The organism is Pseudomonas psychrophila (assembly GCF_001043005.1).
GTDB lineage: Bacteria > Pseudomonadota > Gammaproteobacteria > Pseudomonadales > Pseudomonadaceae > Aquipseudomonas > Aquipseudomonas psychrophila.
Genome location: NZ_JYKZ01000008.1, coordinates 150,216 through 166,665 on the forward strand (window position 1 = coordinate 150,216; position 16,450 = coordinate 166,665).

Annotated in this window: 13 protein-coding genes and 2 tRNA genes; 8 read left to right on the forward strand and 7 right to left on the reverse strand. The window is 57.7% G+C overall.

Translation table 11 applies throughout. The annotated features are described in order from the left end of the window. Window positions 1-57: 57 nt before the first annotated feature. The 7 genes from dnaB to rnr form a co-directional block, all read right to left on the reverse strand. The gene (gene dnaB, locus TU76_RS17605) at window positions 58-1,452 is read right to left on the reverse strand and encodes a replicative DNA helicase (protein WP_019826218.1); all 1,395 of its coding nucleotides are present in this window, start codon (window positions 1,450-1,452) and stop codon (window positions 58-60) included. A gap of 135 nt (window positions 1,453-1,587) precedes the next feature. Further along, window positions 1,588-2,034 (reverse strand): 50S ribosomal protein L9, encoded by a 447-nt coding sequence (gene rplI / locus TU76_RS17610; RefSeq protein WP_003439047.1) that lies wholly within the window; start codon window positions 2,032-2,034, stop codon window positions 1,588-1,590. A 19-nt stretch (window positions 2,035-2,053) separates the two neighbouring features. Beyond that, window positions 2,054-2,950 (reverse strand): YybS family protein, encoded by an 897-nt coding sequence (locus TU76_RS17615; RefSeq protein ID WP_019826222.1) that lies wholly within the window; start codon window positions 2,948-2,950, stop codon window positions 2,054-2,056. A 36-nt stretch (window positions 2,951-2,986) separates the two neighbouring features. Then, window positions 2,987-3,217 (reverse strand): 30S ribosomal protein S18, encoded by a 231-nt coding sequence (gene rpsR, locus TU76_RS17620; RefSeq protein ID WP_003171373.1) that lies wholly within the window; start codon window positions 3,215-3,217, stop codon window positions 2,987-2,989. A gap of 28 nt (window positions 3,218-3,245) precedes the next feature. Beyond that, complete coding sequence (gene rpsF / locus TU76_RS17625) at window positions 3,246-3,671, reverse strand: 30S ribosomal protein S6 (protein ID WP_003439045.1); 426 nt, start codon at window positions 3,669-3,671, stop codon at window positions 3,246-3,248. Window positions 3,672-3,971: 300 nt separating this feature from the next. Beyond that, the gene (gene rlmB, locus TU76_RS17630; RefSeq protein ID WP_046809179.1) at window positions 3,972-4,739 is read right to left on the reverse strand and encodes a 23S rRNA (guanosine(2251)-2'-O)-methyltransferase RlmB; all 768 of its coding nucleotides are present in this window, start codon (window positions 4,737-4,739) and stop codon (window positions 3,972-3,974) included. Beyond that, a complete protein-coding gene (gene rnr / locus TU76_RS17635; protein ID WP_048352216.1) occupies window positions 4,736-7,399 on the reverse strand; it encodes a ribonuclease R in 2,664 nt (887 codons plus the stop codon). Before rnr ends, rlmB begins: the two co-directional genes overlap by 4 nt. 224 nt (window positions 7,400-7,623) lie before the next feature. Between rnr and TU76_RS17640 the strand changes: the two genes are divergently transcribed. The 8 genes from TU76_RS17640 to TU76_RS17675 all read left to right on the forward strand — a co-directional run bounded on the left by TU76_RS17640 (window position 7,624) and on the right by TU76_RS17675 (window position 16,437). Beyond that, window positions 7,624-7,710: transfer RNA gene (locus tag TU76_RS17640), tRNA-Leu, on the forward strand. A 175-nt stretch (window positions 7,711-7,885) separates the two neighbouring features. After that, window positions 7,886-7,972: transfer RNA gene (locus TU76_RS17645), tRNA-Leu, on the forward strand. A 193-nt stretch (window positions 7,973-8,165) separates the two neighbouring features. Next, window positions 8,166-8,672, forward strand: a complete 507-nt coding sequence (locus TU76_RS17650; RefSeq protein WP_019826229.1) for a sigma-70 family RNA polymerase sigma factor — start codon at window positions 8,166-8,168, stop codon at window positions 8,670-8,672. After that, window positions 8,665-9,627, forward strand: coding sequence for a FecR family protein (locus tag TU76_RS17655; protein ID WP_048654709.1), 963 nt, complete (start codon window positions 8,665-8,667; stop codon window positions 9,625-9,627). The genes TU76_RS17650 and TU76_RS17655 overlap by 8 nt, the downstream gene beginning before the upstream one ends. Window positions 9,628-9,868: 241 nt before the next feature. Continuing rightward, the gene (locus TU76_RS17660; RefSeq protein WP_231984120.1) at window positions 9,869-12,646 is read left to right on the forward strand and encodes a TonB-dependent receptor; all 2,778 of its coding nucleotides are present in this window, start codon (window positions 9,869-9,871) and stop codon (window positions 12,644-12,646) included. Between the two features lie 5 nt (window positions 12,647-12,651). Next, a complete protein-coding gene (locus tag TU76_RS17665; protein WP_048352217.1) occupies window positions 12,652-13,740 on the forward strand; it encodes a cytochrome-c peroxidase in 1,089 nt (362 codons plus the stop codon). Window positions 13,741-13,861: 121 nt separating this feature from the next. Further along, window positions 13,862-14,884 carry an iron ABC transporter substrate-binding protein gene (locus TU76_RS17670; protein ID WP_046809177.1) on the forward strand — a complete coding sequence of 341 codons (1,023 nt, stop codon included), beginning with the start codon at window positions 13,862-13,864 and terminating at the stop codon, window positions 14,882-14,884. Next, on the forward strand, window positions 14,884-16,437 hold the full coding sequence (locus tag TU76_RS17675) for an ABC transporter permease (protein ID WP_019826235.1): 1,554 nt from the start codon (window positions 14,884-14,886) through the stop codon (window positions 16,435-16,437). The genes TU76_RS17670 and TU76_RS17675 overlap by 1 nt, the downstream gene beginning before the upstream one ends. Window positions 16,438-16,450 lie beyond the last annotated feature (13 nt).

Consider the following 16,450-nt stretch of genomic DNA (forward strand, 5'->3'; position numbering starts at 1 on the left):
AACGCCTCACCGCTTGAATGGCGGGCAAGCCCGCTCCCACAGAGAAGCGCCGGGTGCTTAATCGTCGTCGAAGTTGTAACTGCCTGGCGCCAGGTTTTCGAAGCGGGTGTACTTGCCGATAAACGCCAGGCGCGTGGTGCCGATAGGGCCGTTACGCTGCTTGCCGATAATGATCTCGGCAATGCCCTTGTGCTCGGTCTCGGGGTGGTACACCTCGTCGCGGTACACGAACATGATGACGTCAGCATCCTGCTCGATGGCTCCGGATTCACGCAAGTCGGAGTTGATCGGGCGCTTGTTGGGCCGCTGTTCAAGGGAACGGTTGAGCTGCGACAACGCCACTACCGGGCAATTGAATTCCTTGGCCAGGGCCTTGAGGGATCGCGAAATCTCGGAAATCTCGTTGGTACGGTTGTCACCGCCCGAACCCGGGATCTGCATCAATTGCAGGTAGTCGATCATGATCAGGCCGATATCGCCGTGCTCACGTACCAGTCGTCGGGTACGGGCGCGCATTTCCGATGGGCTGATGCCCGCCGTGTCATCGATAAACAGCTTGCGGTCATTGAGCAGATTGACCGCCGACGTCAGGCGTGGCCAATCGTCGTCTTCGAGGCGACCGGCACGGACCTTGGTCTGGTCGATGCGCCCCAACGAGGACAACATACGCATGATCAGCGATTCGCCTGGCATCTCGAGGGAGTAAACCAGTACCGCTTTTTCGCTGCGCAAAACCGCATTCTCGACGAGGTTCATCGCAAAGGTGGTTTTACCCATCGATGGACGACCCGCAACGATGATCAGGTCCGATGGCTGCAAGCCGCTGGTCATACCATCAAGGTCGGTGTAGCCGGTAGACAGGCCAGTGATGGCGTTGTCGGTATTGAACAGGGTGTCGATACGGTCGATGGCCTTGGTCAACAGATCGTTAACGCTGACCGGGCCGCCGGTTTTTGGCCGGGCCTCGGCAATCGCAAAGATCTGGCGCTCGGCCTCATCGAGAATTTCGGCAGCATTGCGACCTTCGGGGTTGAAGGCGCTGTCGGCGATCTCGGTGCTGATGCCGATCAACTGACGCAAGGTGGCGCGCTCGCGAACGATCTGCGCATAGGCCTTGATGTTGGCGACCGACGGCGTGTTTTTTGCCAGTTCACCCAGGTAACCCAGCCCGCCGACTTGCGAGGTCTGACCTTCCTTGTCCAATTGCTCGGCAAGGGTCACGACGTCAATCGGGGAGTTTTGGTCCGCCAGTTTGGCGATGGCCCGGAAGATCAGGCGGTGGTCATGTCGATAGAAATCGCCGTCCGAAACCTGATCCAGCACGCGTTCCCAGGCGTTGTTATCCAGCATCAAACCACCGAGCACGGCCTGTTCGGCCTCGATGGAATGCGGAGGCACCTTCAGGGCTGCGGTTTGTAGATCGTATTGCTCAGGAGCGGAGATATCGTTCATGGCCACTTGAGTTGTTTATAAAAGCAGGGGGTTTGAAAATCAGAAACTGCAGAAAGACAAAGGGCACGACCTGTAAACAGGATCGTGCCCGATGTTAACCGTCCAGCACACAAGGTGCCAGTCAGTTAAGACTGCTTAAGCAGCTACCACAACAACGCGTACGGTTGCTTCAACTTCGGCGTGCAGGTGCACAGCCACGTCGAATTCGCCAACGTTGCGGATAGTGCCGTTCGGCAGACGAACTTCGCTTTTAGCAACTTCAACGCCAGAGGCGGTCAGTGCATCAGCGATGTCGTGAGTACCGATCGAACCGAACAGCTTGCCTTCGTCGCCAGCGGTGGCAGTGATAGTCACTTCCAGCTCAGCCAGTTGGGCAGCGCGTGTTTCAGCCGAAGCTTTTTTGTCTGCAGCAGCTTGTTCCAGCTCAGCACGACGCTCTTCAAACGCAGCCAGGTTGGCAGCGGTTGCAGCGGTAGCTTTGCCGTACGGCAGCAGGTAGTTACGACCGTAACCGGCCTTAACATTTACTTTGTCGCCCAGGTTGCCCAGGTTCGCGACTTTTTCCAGAAGGATCAGTTGCATGTGAAAATCCTCTTAACTTTTAACCTTCACCGTCCGCAGAGTCTTTATCGGCACTTTTCGGTGCCAGACGTCCGCGAAAATCAATCAGGCTGTCGACAATGGCCAAAACCACGAGCAACGGATAGATCAGCTGCATAAACAGCAACAGCGTGACGTACAACCCCACCAGCCAAAACCTGGCCAGTCGCTTTTGCGCCACCAGCCCATGAATCAGGGCTAGCCCGGCGAAGAACAACGCTACGCTGCACAACGGCGTGAGCATGGCCATTTCAGGACCGAAGTTCGGTCCTACAAGCATGCACGCCAGCAATACGAGCGCTGGTCCCAGCGGTAGGCGGATGCTGCGAAACTCGCTCGCAAAACCGCCCGGGTTGTACAACAACGCCTGCCAATAACGCCCAAGCATCAGGCTAAGCACGCTGACGACCTGCATCAAAGCTGCAATTAGTCCGGTGAGGACGGGTGCAATCAGTGCTCCAAGGCGCGCTCGCTCTACGTCAGATAACTTGTCGTAGAGACCATTGAGGACCTGCGGCAGAAGTTTTTCCAACTCCTGCGCCATCGCACCAATGGGTTCGCGGAAAACCGTACCCAGGATCACGCCATACACCACACCCAGCGCTACGCTGACCAGCAGCACGCGGTTCCAGGACTGGCCAGCGCGTAACATCAACGCTAACCCCAGAGTTCCCAGCAGCACCATAAGGGTGCGAGGTTCTCCAATAAACCACCAGACCAAGGCCGGCAGTAAAGCCCATGAGAGGATGCTCAAGGCATCTCTCGGACCGCGCCGCAGGAGCACAAGGCAACCTGCAGCAGCACTCAACCAGAACAAGAACGGCAATGCCGCACATCCGGCCACGATTAACGTGGCCTGCACACGGCCTCGCATGATGAACTCAGCTAAGGCGCGCATGCTTTCAATCCTTTACTACTTGTCGACTGCCCGGTCTCAGCGGCCGTGGCTGTCGGTGTAGGCCAGCAGGGCCAGGAAGCGGGCGCGCTTGATAGCGGTGGCCAGCTGACGCTGATAACGAGCTTTAGTACCGGTGATGCGGCTTGGAACAATTTTGCCGGTCTCGGATACGTAAGCTTTCAGAGTGTTGAGATCCTTGTAATCGATCTCTTTCACTTCTTCTGCTGTGAAGCGGCAGAATTTACGACGACGGAAGAAACGTGCCATGTAATTGGCTCCTCAAAAGGTCCGTGGATTACTCGTCAGCGTTATCGCTGGCGTCGCTGTTATCGCTGTCATCGCCATCGGCGCTGTCAGAATGCTCAGGACGGTCACGACGCTCACGGCGCTCACTGCGGTTTTCTTCAGCCTTGAGCATCTCGGACTGGCCAGTTACGGCTTCGTCGCGACGGATGACCAGGTTACGGATCACAGCATCGTTGTAACGGAAGTTGTCTTCCAGCTCAGCCAGGGCTTTGCCAGTGCACTCAACGTTCAGCATCACGTAGTGAGCCTTGTGAACATTGTTGATTGCGTAGGCCAGTTGACGACGGCCCCAATCTTCCAGACGGTGGATTTTGCCGCCGTCTTCTTCGATCAGCTTGGTGTAACGCTCTACCATGCCGCCGACTTGTTCGCTTTGATCCGGGTGGACCAAAAAGATGATTTCGTAATGACGCATGAATGCTCCTTACGGGTTGTAGCCTGCCGCTAACTAAAAAGCGGTCAGACAAGGAGTGAATGACACTTGTGTGTCTTGCCTAGAGAGGCACATATGCGCCCGCCATGACGGCAAGGGGCGCAATTGTAGAGAAGGGACAACAGAGGCGCAAGGCAATTGGCGATTATTTGAACAATCCCGACCACCTACATACAAATACAACTGTGGGAGCCAGCCTGCTGGCGAAGCATGCAACGCAGCCTGCCAGACAGACCGTATCGATACCTTCGCCAGCAGGCTGGCTCCCACAGGGGATGTTGCTTACTTCTTCTTGGAAGAAGTCTTGGCTTTGACGCTGCGCTGACGCAAGGCTTCGAACAGGCATACGCCCGTCGCTACCGAAACGTTCAAGCTGCTGACACTGCCCGCCATCGGCAGGCGTACCAGGTAATCGCAATGCTCACGCGTCAGGCGACGCATGCCTTTGCCTTCAGCACCCATAATCAGGATGGTCGGGCCAGTCAGGTCTTGCTCGTACAGCTCCTGCTCGGCTTCGCCGGCAGTACCAACGATCCACAGGCCGCGCTGCTGAAGCTTTTTCAGAGTGGCCGCAAGGTTGGTAACGGCAACCAACGGAATCACTTCAGCTGCGCCACAGGCTACTTTTCGCACTGTTGGCGTCAAGGTTGCAGACTTGTCCTTCGGCACGATAACTGCCAAGGCGCCGGCAGCATCAGCGGTACGCAGGCAAGCACCCAGGTTGTGCGGATCGGTCACACCGTCCAGCACCAGAATCAGCGGAGCACCTTCGGTGCGGTCCAGCAATTCGTTGAGCATGGCCTCGCCCCACACCTGGCTCGGGCTTACGTCAGCCACAACACCCTGGTGCACGCCCTCAACCCAAACATCCATCTCGCGACGCTCGGCATTACCCACCGGCACCCGGCTTTCATCAGCCAATGCGATCAGGGTCTGAACGCGAGGATCGCTACGACCCTCGGCCAACCACACTTGCTTTACGCGCTTGGGATGATGACGAAGCAACGCTTCTACGGCGTGGATACCGTAGATTTTTTCCAACTGACTCATGACTTGGCCTTAGGTTTGCGCGACCCGCCGCTTTTTGCAGCAGGAGCGGCGCCCGATTTTGGCGGGCCTTTACGATGTTTACTCGGTTTTGAAGGCTTGCCTGCATCTTTAGCAGGTGCTGCCCTACCCGACTTTCCCGGCTCCGATGTCCGACCGCCGCTCTTCGATTCGGCCAACAGCGCCTGTTTCAATTCGCGACTCTTGCGAAGCTCGGCATTTTTTGCGGCAGCATCGCCAGGGCGATAGGCATCGTCGGTCGTTTTTTTGACGGCCTTGGCCGGAGCACTGCGTCGTGCAGCAGGCGCTGGCTCGACCGGCTTTTCAGTGGCCTTGGTGCCCGACTTGCCAGCATTTTTGGTTTTTGGCGCGTCAGTAGTGCGATTTTTACGACCAATCGGTGCACTGAGGGTTTTTTCCGCCATTTCGAAGTCGATTTTGCGCTCGTCGAGATCGACGCGCATAACTCGTACTTCAACGGTGTCGCCCAAGCGGAAGCTGCGACCGGTGCGTTCGCCCGCAAGACGGTGATGCACAGGATCGAAATGGTAGTAGTCACCCGGCAAGGCGGTCACGTGGACCAGACCTTCGACATAGATGTCGGTCAACTCCACGAACAGGCCGAAACCAGTCACCGCCGTCACCACGCCCGGGAACGACTCGCCGACACGGTCCTTCATGAACTCGCACTTGAGCCAGTTGGTCACGTCACGCGTGGCTTCGTCAGCACGGCGCTCGCTCATCGAGCACTGCTCGCCGAGCTGCTCCAGAATCGCTTCGTCGTACGGATAGATACGCGCTTTCGGAATGGTCATCGCGCCAGCACGGCGAACGTGCGGAGTGTCCATTTTGGAATGGATCACGCTGCGAATTGCACGGTGCGTCAACAGATCCGGGTAACGGCGGATCGGCGAAGTGAAGTGGGTATAGGCTTCATAGTTCAGGCCGAAGTGGCCCTGGTTATCAGCGCTGTACACCGCTTGACTCAACGAACGCAGCATCACGGTCTGAATCAGGTGGAAGTCAGGACGATCCTTGATGGTTTCAAGCAGCGCCTGGTAATCCTTAGGCGACGGACCATCCTTGCCTTTGTGCAGGCTCAGGCCCAGCTCACCCAGGAAGGCACGCAGTTTTTCCAGGCGCTCCGGCGGCGGACCATCATGAACGCGGTACAACGCAGGAATTTCGTGCTTCTTGAGGAATTCAGCAGTGGCCACGTTGGCTGCCAGCATGCACTCTTCGATCAGCTTGTGTGCGTCGTTACGAGTAGTTGGACGAATTTCAGCGATTTTGCGCTCGGTACCGAAGATAATCCGGGTTTCCTGCGTTTCAAAATCAATCGCGCCACGGGTATGACGAGCGGCCAGCAACACTTTGTACAGCGAGTAAAGCTGCTTGAGGTGCGGCACCACATCAGCGTATTCGCTGCGCAGCTGCTTGGCTTCAGTGGTTTTCGGCTGCTCCAGAATGGTGCTGACTTTGTTGTAGGTCAGACGCGCCTGGGAGTGAATCACCGCCTCATAGAACTGATAGTCAGTCATTTCGCCGGTTTTGGAGATGGTCATCTCGCAAACCATGGCCAAACGGTCGACTTTCGGGTTCAGGGAGCAGAGACCGTTGGACAGCTGCTCAGGCAGCATCGGGATCACACGCTCAGGGAAGTACACCGAGTTACCGCGAACCTGCGCTTCGGTATCCAGAGCCGAACCGATTTTCACATAGCTGGAAACGTCGGCAATCGCCACGTACAACTTCCAGCCACCGGAGAACAGGCGCAGCTTGCCTGGCTTGGCTTCGCAGAAAACCGCGTCATCGAAGTCGCGAGCATCTTCGCCATCAATGGTGACGAACGGCAGATGACGCAGGTCGATGCGCTTCTCTTTGTCTTTTTCTTCGACTTCCGGCTTCAACCGGGCCGCTTCCTTAAGGACGCCTTCAGGCCAGACGTGCGGAATGTCGTAAGTGCGCAGGGCAATGTCGATTTCCATACCCGGGGCCATGTAGTTGCCTACGACCTCAAGCACATCACCTTGCGGCTGGAAGCGCGGCGTCGGCCAGTGAGTGATCTTCACTTCGACGAACTGGCCAATTTTTGCGCCAGCGTTGCGACCCGGCGTCACCAGCACTTCCTGCTGGATCTTTGGGTTGTCGGCCACGACAAAGCCAATGCCGCCTTCTTCGAAGTAACGACCCACGATGGTTTCGTGAGCACGCGAGACCACTTCGACGATCACGCCTTCACGGCGACCACGGCGGTCCAGCCCCGAAACACGGGCCAGCGCACGGTCGCCATCGAACACCAGCCGCATTTGCGACGGGCTCATGAACAGGTCGTCACTACCATCATCCGGGATCAGGAAGCCGAAGCCATCACGGTGACCACTGATGCGGCCGAGAATCAGGTCGAGCTTGTCCACCGGTGCATAAGTGCCACGACGGGTGTAAATCAGCTGGGCATCGCGCTCCATCGCACGCAGGCGACGGCGCAAGGCCTCGATTTGGTCTTCTGTAGTCAGACCGAACTCTTCCACCAACTGTTCGCGAGCAGCAGGCGAGCCACGCTCGGCCAGATGCTTAAGGATCAGTTCGCGGCTAGGGATAGGGTTTTCGTATTTTTCCGCTTCACGTGCGGCCTCGGGATCGAGGGTCTGCCAATCGGCCATTAGATAGTTTTCACCTTGTCTATATGCGGGTTAGTTTGGCATACGCGTATTGAAACGGGAAATTTCAGGCACACACTGGGCCTTAATAGTCCTTTCTGACGCGCTTTAACGCTACCAACCAACCGTTCGCGAAAAATTTTCAATATTTTTAATCACAACGCTTTACAGGTCAAAGGGTCATCCGTATAGTGCGCGCCATCGACAACGGCAACGTTGAAGATGCTGCCCAGATGGTGAAATTGGTAGACACGCCAGCTTCAGGTGCTGGTGATCGCAAGGTCGTGGAAGTTCGAGTCTTCTTCTGGGCACCAATTCAGAGATTCAGAGTAGTACAACTCTGAGCCTCACACAAAAACCCGCGAAAGCGGGTTTTTGCATTTAAGAACTTCATAAGCCCCTGATTTAATAAAACTAAAACAGGGGTTTACAGATTCAAAAGCGCTCCGTATAGTGCGCCACATCAACAGCGGCAACGTTGCTGATACTGCCCAGATGGTGAAATTGGTAGACACGCCAGCTTCAGGTGCTGGTGACCGCAAGGTCGTGGAAGTTCGAGTCTTCTTCTGGGCACCAATTCAGGTTTACAGATTCATTCTGTATAACCACTCAAAAAGCCCGCGAAAGCGGGCTTTTTAGTTTCCGGGATTGCTTACCCTCCCCTTCAAGATTTCTTTATCAGCGATCCCAAAGTCGCATTTGATAATTAATCTCATCCGCATTAATATCCGACCACCTTCAGATTGCTAGCGCGTCCACCTGGATTCTCGTGCCCGATACCAACGACAGGCTCCAGCTCTACCTCACGCATCGCCTTGCCCTGGTCGATTACGCCGCACCTATCGTGGGCTGTCGAGCCAAGGCCGAAGACGTGGTTCAAGACGCCTGGCTGCGCTTCAGCCAGGGCGCGGACAACCTCATGCCGTTGACACAGCCCGTCGGCTACCTTTATCGCATCGTGCGCAATCTGGCGTTTGACCTCAATCGCCGGGCGACCCTTGAAAACCGCCACACCAGTCGCAGTGAATCACTGGACGAGCACATTTCCAGCACCCCATCACCCGAACAGCAAGCCCTGCATCTGGACGAACTGCGCAAATTGCAACATGCTTTGTCGCGCCTGCCAGAGCGTACGCGACAGGCATTTGTGCTGCATCGACTGAAAGGTCTCACGTTCCAGCAAATCGGCACACAACTTGGAATCTCCGTGAGCCTGGCCCACCAATTGGTCCGCGACGCCCTGACCTACTGCGCGGAACAACTGAGTAATGACTGACAATCCGAACCCGATCTGGGAAACCGCGCTGGACTGGCTGTTGCTGATCCAGGAGAACCCCCACGATCCCGAGCTGACCGAACGCCTGAATAACTGGCGAGCCAGCGCCCCCGAACATGACGCGGCTTACCGCAAGGCACTCAAGGTATGGAGCCTGAGCGGCGAAGCCCTGACCCTGCCGGCTGAGGCCGCGCCAGCCCCACGGGCTCCACGCCCTCCCCCGCGCCTGAGCCGGCGCAAACGCGCACTGGTCGGTGCTGCCGTGGCCGCGAGTGCCTTGCTGATGTGGGGCCCCGACTGGCAAGCAATGCAAGCCGACTACCGCAGCCCTGCCGCCGAACACCGCACCGTCGCGCTCAGCGATGGCAGCCAGATGCTCCTCGACAGCAACACCCTTGCCGACATTCAGTTCAACCCCGAACAACGCGAAGTCACATTGCTGCGCGGCCAGGCATTTTTCTCGGTGAAGCCGGATGCCGATCGCGCCTTTTATGTGAACGCCGGTGATGTACGCGTTCGAGTCACCGGAACCGCATTTGCCGTAAGCCTGGGCGAAAACGGCGTCGACGTCAGCGTCGAGAGCGGTACGGTTGCCGTGCAAACACCCCAGGCGTCCGCTTCGGCCATGCACCTGTTGGGCCACGGCGATCAACTGCACTTCACCGCTAACGACCGACATACCCGTATCGTGCAATTGCCCATTGAGCAAATCGCACCCTGGCGCCAGTGGCAACTGGTGGCCGTCGATCAGTCCCTCGACGACGTAATCATGCAGTTACGCCGCTATCAGCCCGGTCTGATTTTGCTGACAGACAAGGCACTGGGCCAACGCCGCATCACCGCCGCCTTGAACCTGCGCGACCCCAAAAGCGCATTGCAGGCCGCCATTGTTCCACTGGGCGGACGCCTGCATGACAGCGTGCCGTACACCCTGATTGTCTCGGCAAAGCCCTAAGCTCTGATCGCCTTCGCAGCAGTCCTGAAGTGGGAGCGAGACTTTATCTGTCTTCGAGAGCACGCTCTCTACCACGATTGAAGTCATGTAAACCCTGAGCAATTGGCACATCGCTCTCAGCCAGCCGAAACTTTTTTCAATTATTTCTGGAAATCCGTTTAGCCCGAGAGTCTTTACCTACGAACGTCACTGATAAAGATTCGCATTAGTGACTATGGCGTTTTATTTCGTAGGTCACTTCATGCCTTCTTTGCGTTTGCAATGCGTCAGCCTCCCCCGTTGCCGATCGCTGTCCATCATCCTGCTGCTTGGGTTGCCAGCAATGGTCATCGGCGCCAGCCCTGTGTCTGCCGCACAAACAAAACAGCAACAGCTGCATTTCCAGATCCCGGCCCAGCCACTGGCCAATGCACTGATTGCGTTTTCCCGGCAGTCGGGCTGGCAGGTCAGCGCGGAAAGCGCATTGCTCACTGGCTTGAGTGGCTCATCGGTCGAAGGCAGCATGAGCCCCGAGAAAGCCCTGGCCCGCCTGCTACGCGGCAGCGGCCTGCAATGGGAGGCCACCTCCGCCGACAGCGCCTCCATCCTGCCGCCCACTGAAAGTGATGTGATGCTGATCAAAAGCACGCCCATCACTGCCATGGCCCCAGTGTTTCAAGGCGAACAGACCATTGACCGGCACATGATAGAAAGCCTGCCTTCAGGCAATGGCGATATCACCAGCCTTCTACGCACCAACCCCAATGTACAGTTCGATAACAACCAGCAGAGCAGTAAAACCCCAGGGGAAATTGCGCCTGCCACTATCAGCATCAACGGAGCAAGGCCCTGGCAAAACCTGTTTATCGTTGACGGCATGAGCATGAACAACGACCTGGACCCCGGGGGTACCAACGATGACTTCGATGAAATGCCGGGCCGCAGTCAGGGGCTGGCGCTGGATACCGACCTGCTGGAGGACATCAAGGTCTACGACAGCAACGTGCCCGTGGAATTTGGCGGCTTTAACGGCGGCGTGGTCCAGGCCAATACCCGCGACCCCAAGACGGACTTCCACGGCAAGCTCTCGGTACAGATGTCACGCTCCGAGTGGACCCGCTATCACCTGAATGAAGATGATCCGGACCTCGAAAATTTCAAAGCCGGGTTTGGCAACAGTAGCCAGCCCGACTTTAAAAAATTCATCACCCGCGCCACCCTCGAAGGGCACCTGAGCGAAAACTTCGGTTTGATGGGCAGCTTTTCACGCAAGGACTCGACGATGCCCACCCGCGTGTTTGCCGTGTCCAACCAGACGGATACCGCCAACATGACTGAGGTACAGACCCGGCGTATCGACAACTACTTTCTCAAGGCTGTCTGGCAGGTTAACGAGGACTGGAAGCTGGACGTGAGCCTGACCCACGCCCCGGAAACTGCAAAAACATTTGGCCCCAGCGCCATTTTCTCCGCCCGCGAAATGGAGGCCGGCGGCGATAGCCTCAGTACACGGCTGGTGTGGAATGCTCCAATGGCCCGGGTTGAGCAAAACCTGAGCTGGAGCAAACTGAACACGTCCCGCTATTCCGACAGCGACTACATGATTTTTTGGCGCACCTCCACGACCAAAAACTGGAGCACCTCGGGGGCGGCTACCGAGGGCGGCTTTGGTGATCTAGAAGAAACCCAGAAAAGCCTGGCTTACAAGCTCAAGGCCGACTGGAACAGCTTCAACTGGCTAGGCGTCAACCATGCCTTGCAAACCGGCTTGGAGCTGTCACAAAACACCGCCAGCTATGAGCGCAACACACCCTACAACAGCTACACCGTCGCCGAGGCAAGCTCTTGCGCGGGCAATGACCCCTTCTGTTCGATGGGTCCTGTCCTCAATGAAGGCTGGGACGGCCAGTACGCCAAAAAGAGGACCCTGAGCCAGGGTAAAACCAGCTTCGACACCCGCACCTGGGCTTTGTACTTGCAAGACGAAATGCGCTACAAACGCCTGACCGTGAGGCCCGGCGTGCGGATCGACGGTGATGACTACATGAAACAAACCACCGTGGCACCGCGGCTGGCGATTGAGCTGGACGTCTTTGGCGACAGCAAAACCCGCATCACCGGCGGCGCCAACCGCTACTACGGACGCAACCTGTACACCTACCGCCTGCGTGACGGTGTAGCGGCCATGGGCACCGAATACACCCGTGCCGGCCAGACTTCCGATTGGGTTTTGAACAAGCGAGTGGCCAACGACAGTAAATTCAACCAGCTCAAAGTGCCTTACGACGACGAACTGACCTTGGGCCTGAGCCATGTGCAATGGAACACCGAGTTCGCCGTCAAATACGTAAAACGCATGGGCCGCGAGCAAGTCAGCCGCGCCTGGGGCTCGCAAATCGGCGAACCGTCCGAAGACATCGGCACCTTGGCGACCAATTACTACACCTACTACAACGGCGGCAAAAGCGACGCCGACATCTACACCTTGACCATCACCCCGCTGCAAGCCTTTACCCTGGGCAGCACCCGCACCTCAGGCCAGTTCGCCATGGACTGGAGCAAAATCCACAACACCGGGCTGTCGAGCTACACCGCCAATATTGGCGCCACCTACGTCGAAGACCCAACGATCCAGTACGACGGCAAATTCATGAAGTACTCCGACATGCCAGCGGCCAACTACAACCGCCCGTGGACTGCGCGCCTGACCACCGTCACCGAAATCGAGCCGCTGCATATCACCTGGAGCAACTTTTTGCGTTATCGCGACGGCTATCGCCGCATCGCCGCCACGGGCAAGAAAATCCAGCACGAGGGCAAGGACGCTTATATCTGGGCAGAAACCCCGTTTTCCGGGGCGCTGACCTGGGACACACGCGTGGCCTGGGAGCTGCCCACCGCCAAGGATCAGGCCGTTTTCGTCAACCTCGACGTGACCAACCTGCTGGACAAAAAGATCGTCGGCGCCACCGAAACCAGTGGCCTGGCCACCTATGAAGTCGGTCGTCAATTCATGCTGGAAGTGGGATACAAATTTTGAAGCGCATGACTTTCTGCATCAGTCTGGCCACAGCTTTGAGCGCGGCTGCGGCAACCGCCTGCGATCAAAAGGCTGCCGATTACCCGACCTGCATCGCCCAGCAGTACCGCCAGCCCGTCACCCAATGGCCCGCCCCCCAGGTGGATGCCGATGTGAACTGGCAAGAAATGGCCGCCTTGCCCGCCCACGCCCCCGCGCCACCCGAGAACCCGTTCAGCGAAACCAAGGCCGCGCTGGGGAAAAAGCTGTTTAACGACCCCAAATTGTCGCGCTCCGGACAAATCGCCTGCGCGTCATGCCATGAGGCTGATATGGCCTTTGCCGATGGCCGCCGAGTGTCCTTCGGTCACGATCGCCAAAGCGGTCGGCGAAATGCACCAAGCCTGGTAATGAGCGGCTACAGCTCGGCGCTGTTTTGGGATGGTCGGGGCGCCAGCCTTGAACAACAAGCCATGCATCCGATCATCGACCCACTGGAAATGGCCTTCGACATTCCCCAACTGCTGCAACAGCTAAACGCCGACCCGACCTACCGCACAGAGTTTGTCCAGGCATTCGGGCCAGGCCCGATCACCCAGGTGCAGACCGCCCAGGCCCTGGCCACCTTTCAGCGCACACTCGTCAGCGCCACGCGCAATACCCCCTTTGAGCAATTGCTGCGCGGGCGCTCCCAACGCATGAGCGATGAACAGCTTTATGGCCTGCACCTGTTTCGCACCAAGGCGCGCTGCATGAACTGCCACTTTGGCCCGGCGCTAAGCGACGATCAGTTTCATAACCTCGGCCTGACGTACTACGGGCGTAAATATGAAGACCTGGGGCGCTACGAAGTGTCACGTAAACCTGAAGACGTGGGCGCATTCCGCACCCCGTCATTGCGACTGGTGATGAAAACCGCCCCCTGGATGCACAACGGACTGTTCGTCAACATGGAAGGCACGCTGGCGTTCTACAACATGGGCATGCCCCGTCCGCGCCCCAACGCACAACAGGTCGATGATCCGCTGTTTCCACGCACCAGCGACCGGCTTAAGGCCCTGAATATGAACAAGGACGAATTGCGGGCCTTGCGCAGCTTTCTGGACACGCTCTAAACCCTGGGGCAAACACAGTTCGTCGTACTGGCACAATTGGACGCTGGGTCAAGCGCACTTGAGAAACAATATCGTTTATTATTGTTACAAGTTTTGTAGTACCCAGCGAGGAACCCAGCGAATGATGCTCCGAAATACCCGGCTTGCGACATCTCTACTGCGCGGTCTGACTCTCTCCATCCTAGGTCTTGCACTGACCTCTCCCGCCCACGCTGCCGACCCTGTGTCGCTGACGCTTTACAACGGTCAGCACAAGGAAGTCGGCGACAACCTCGCCAAGGCCTTTGAAGCCAAAACCGGCATTCACGTCAACGTGCGCAAAGGCAGCAGCAACCAGCTGGCCAGTCAGATCATGGAAGAAGGCGACCGCTCGCCTGCGGATGTGTTCTACGCAGAAGAATCGCCACCTCTGAACAACCTGGGCGAGCAAGGTTTTCTGGCCAAGGCCGATGACAGCACGCTGCAAGTGTTGCCCAAGGAATACGTGGCTGCCAACGGCACCTGGATCGGCGTGACGGCACGCACCCGAGTCGTCGCGTTCAATCCCAAGAAGATCAGCGAAGACCAGTTGCCCAAGTCGGTACTGGAATTCGCCGAGCCTCAATGGCAAGGCAAGATCGGCTTTGTACCCACCAGCGGCGCGTTCCAGGAACAGGCCGTTGCAATCATCAAGCTGCACGGGCGAGAAGCTGCTGAAGAATGGCTGACCGGCCTGCGTGCCTTCGGCAAGACCTACACCAACAACATGGTGGCGCTCAAAGCGGTAGAAAACGGTGAAGTGGCCGCAGTTCTGGTCAACAACTACTACTGGTTTGCGTTGCAGCGCGAGAAGGGTCAATTGGACTCCAAACTGTATTACTTCACCGATGGCGATGCGGGCGGCTTGGTGACCGTGTCCAGCGCTGGTGTATTGAAGGCCAGCAAGCATCCCAAAGAAGCCCAGCAATTGCTGGCTTACATGGCCAGTGAAGAAGGCCAGCGCGTGATCACCAACACCACCGCGGAATACCCGATGCGCAAAGGCATGGTGTCCGAGCGCGGCCTCAAGCCATTTGAAGAGCTGCAACCGCCAAAAGTGACGCCTGCCGACTTGGGCAACGCTGAAGAAGCGCTCGACCTTGAACGTGATGTAGGCCTGCTCTGATGCTGTCTGGCGCCCAACCTGCACGCTTTACGCCCACCCGCAAAAGACCTTCGATCTGGCTCTTGTTGCCCGTCCTGCTACTGGTGGGCCTGAGCCTGTTGCCGTTGTTGTATGTCGGCACCAAGGCCTGGCAAGCCGGATGGGCTGAAGCGCTGCACCTGTTGTGGCGCCCTTATGTATTTGGCCTGATGCGCAACACGTTGCTGCTGATGGTCGGCGTCACCGTCACCTGCGCGCTGATCGGTCTGTCCCTGGCCTGGCTGCTTGAACGCAGCAACCTGCCCGGCCGGCGCTTGTGGGGCGTGATTCTATGCCTGCCGTTCGCCGTTCCGGCGTTCGTCAGCAGCTTCACCTGGGTCTCACTGAGCGCAAGCTTTGAGGGCCTTGGCGGCGCGATTCTGGTGATGAGCCTGTCCAAGTACCCGCTGATTTTTCTACCGGTCGCGGCCACCCTGCGCAACCTAGACCCGGCTCTTGAAGAATCGGCCCGCACTCTGGGCCAGAATCGTTGGGGGGTGTTTTACACCATCACTCTGCCACTGCTCTGGCCTTCGCTGCTGGCCGGCTCGCTGCTGATTGCCCTGCATATGCTGGTGGAGTTCGGTGCCCTGTCGATCATTGGCCTGCAAACCTTCACGACGGCGATTTATCAGCAGTTCGAACTGGAATTCAGCAACGCCAATGCGGCGATGCTTTCTGCGGTACTGCTGGTGATGTGCCTGAGCCTGTTATGGCTGGAGCTTAAAGTGCGCGGCAAGGGTCGCCACATTCGCATCGGCCAGGGCGCTGCGCGGCGTGCCGAACAAGTGCGACTGGGCAAATGGTCAGTGCCGGGGCAGTTGTATTGCCTGGCTCTGGCGGTGGTCGGCAGCGGTATTCCTTTGGGCATGCTGGTGTATTGGCTGGTCAAGGGCAGCTCGGCAGCATTCCCGATGGCCGAGATTGGCGAGGCTCTGTTCTCGTCGCTGTCACTGGCGCTGGGCGGGGCTGCGCTGTGCCTGGTGCTGGCCGTACCGGTCGGGTTGCTGGTGGTGCGTTATAAAGGCTCGCTGGCGATCTGGGCGGAACGCCTGCCCTACTTGCTGCATGCGCTGCCGGGGCTGGTGATTGCCTTGGCCCTGGTGTATTTCGCCCTGCATTACGTTCCGGCGCTGTATCAGACTTCGGCCTTGCTGCTGATTGCCTATGCCCTGCTGTTTTTGCCGTTGGCGCAGGCACCGATCCGCACAGCCCTGAACAAGGCAGCACCGCAACTGGAAGAAGCGGCCCGCACGTTGGGTGCCACATCGTTTTCGGCATTTTTCCGGGTAACGCTGCCGATCATCTTCCCGGCCCTGGGGGCAGCGTTTGCCCTGGTGTTTCTGGATGCCATGAAGGAACTGACCGCCACCTTGCTGCTGAGCCCCACCGGGCTTAACACCTTGGCGACGCAGGTTTGGTCCCATACCTCGAATATAGAATTTGCAGCGGCGGCGCCTTATGCGGCGTTGTTGATTCTAGTGTCGGGGCTACCCGTGTACTTGCTCACCACGAAGATGTATTTGAGCCGCTAAACGCCAAGAGGCT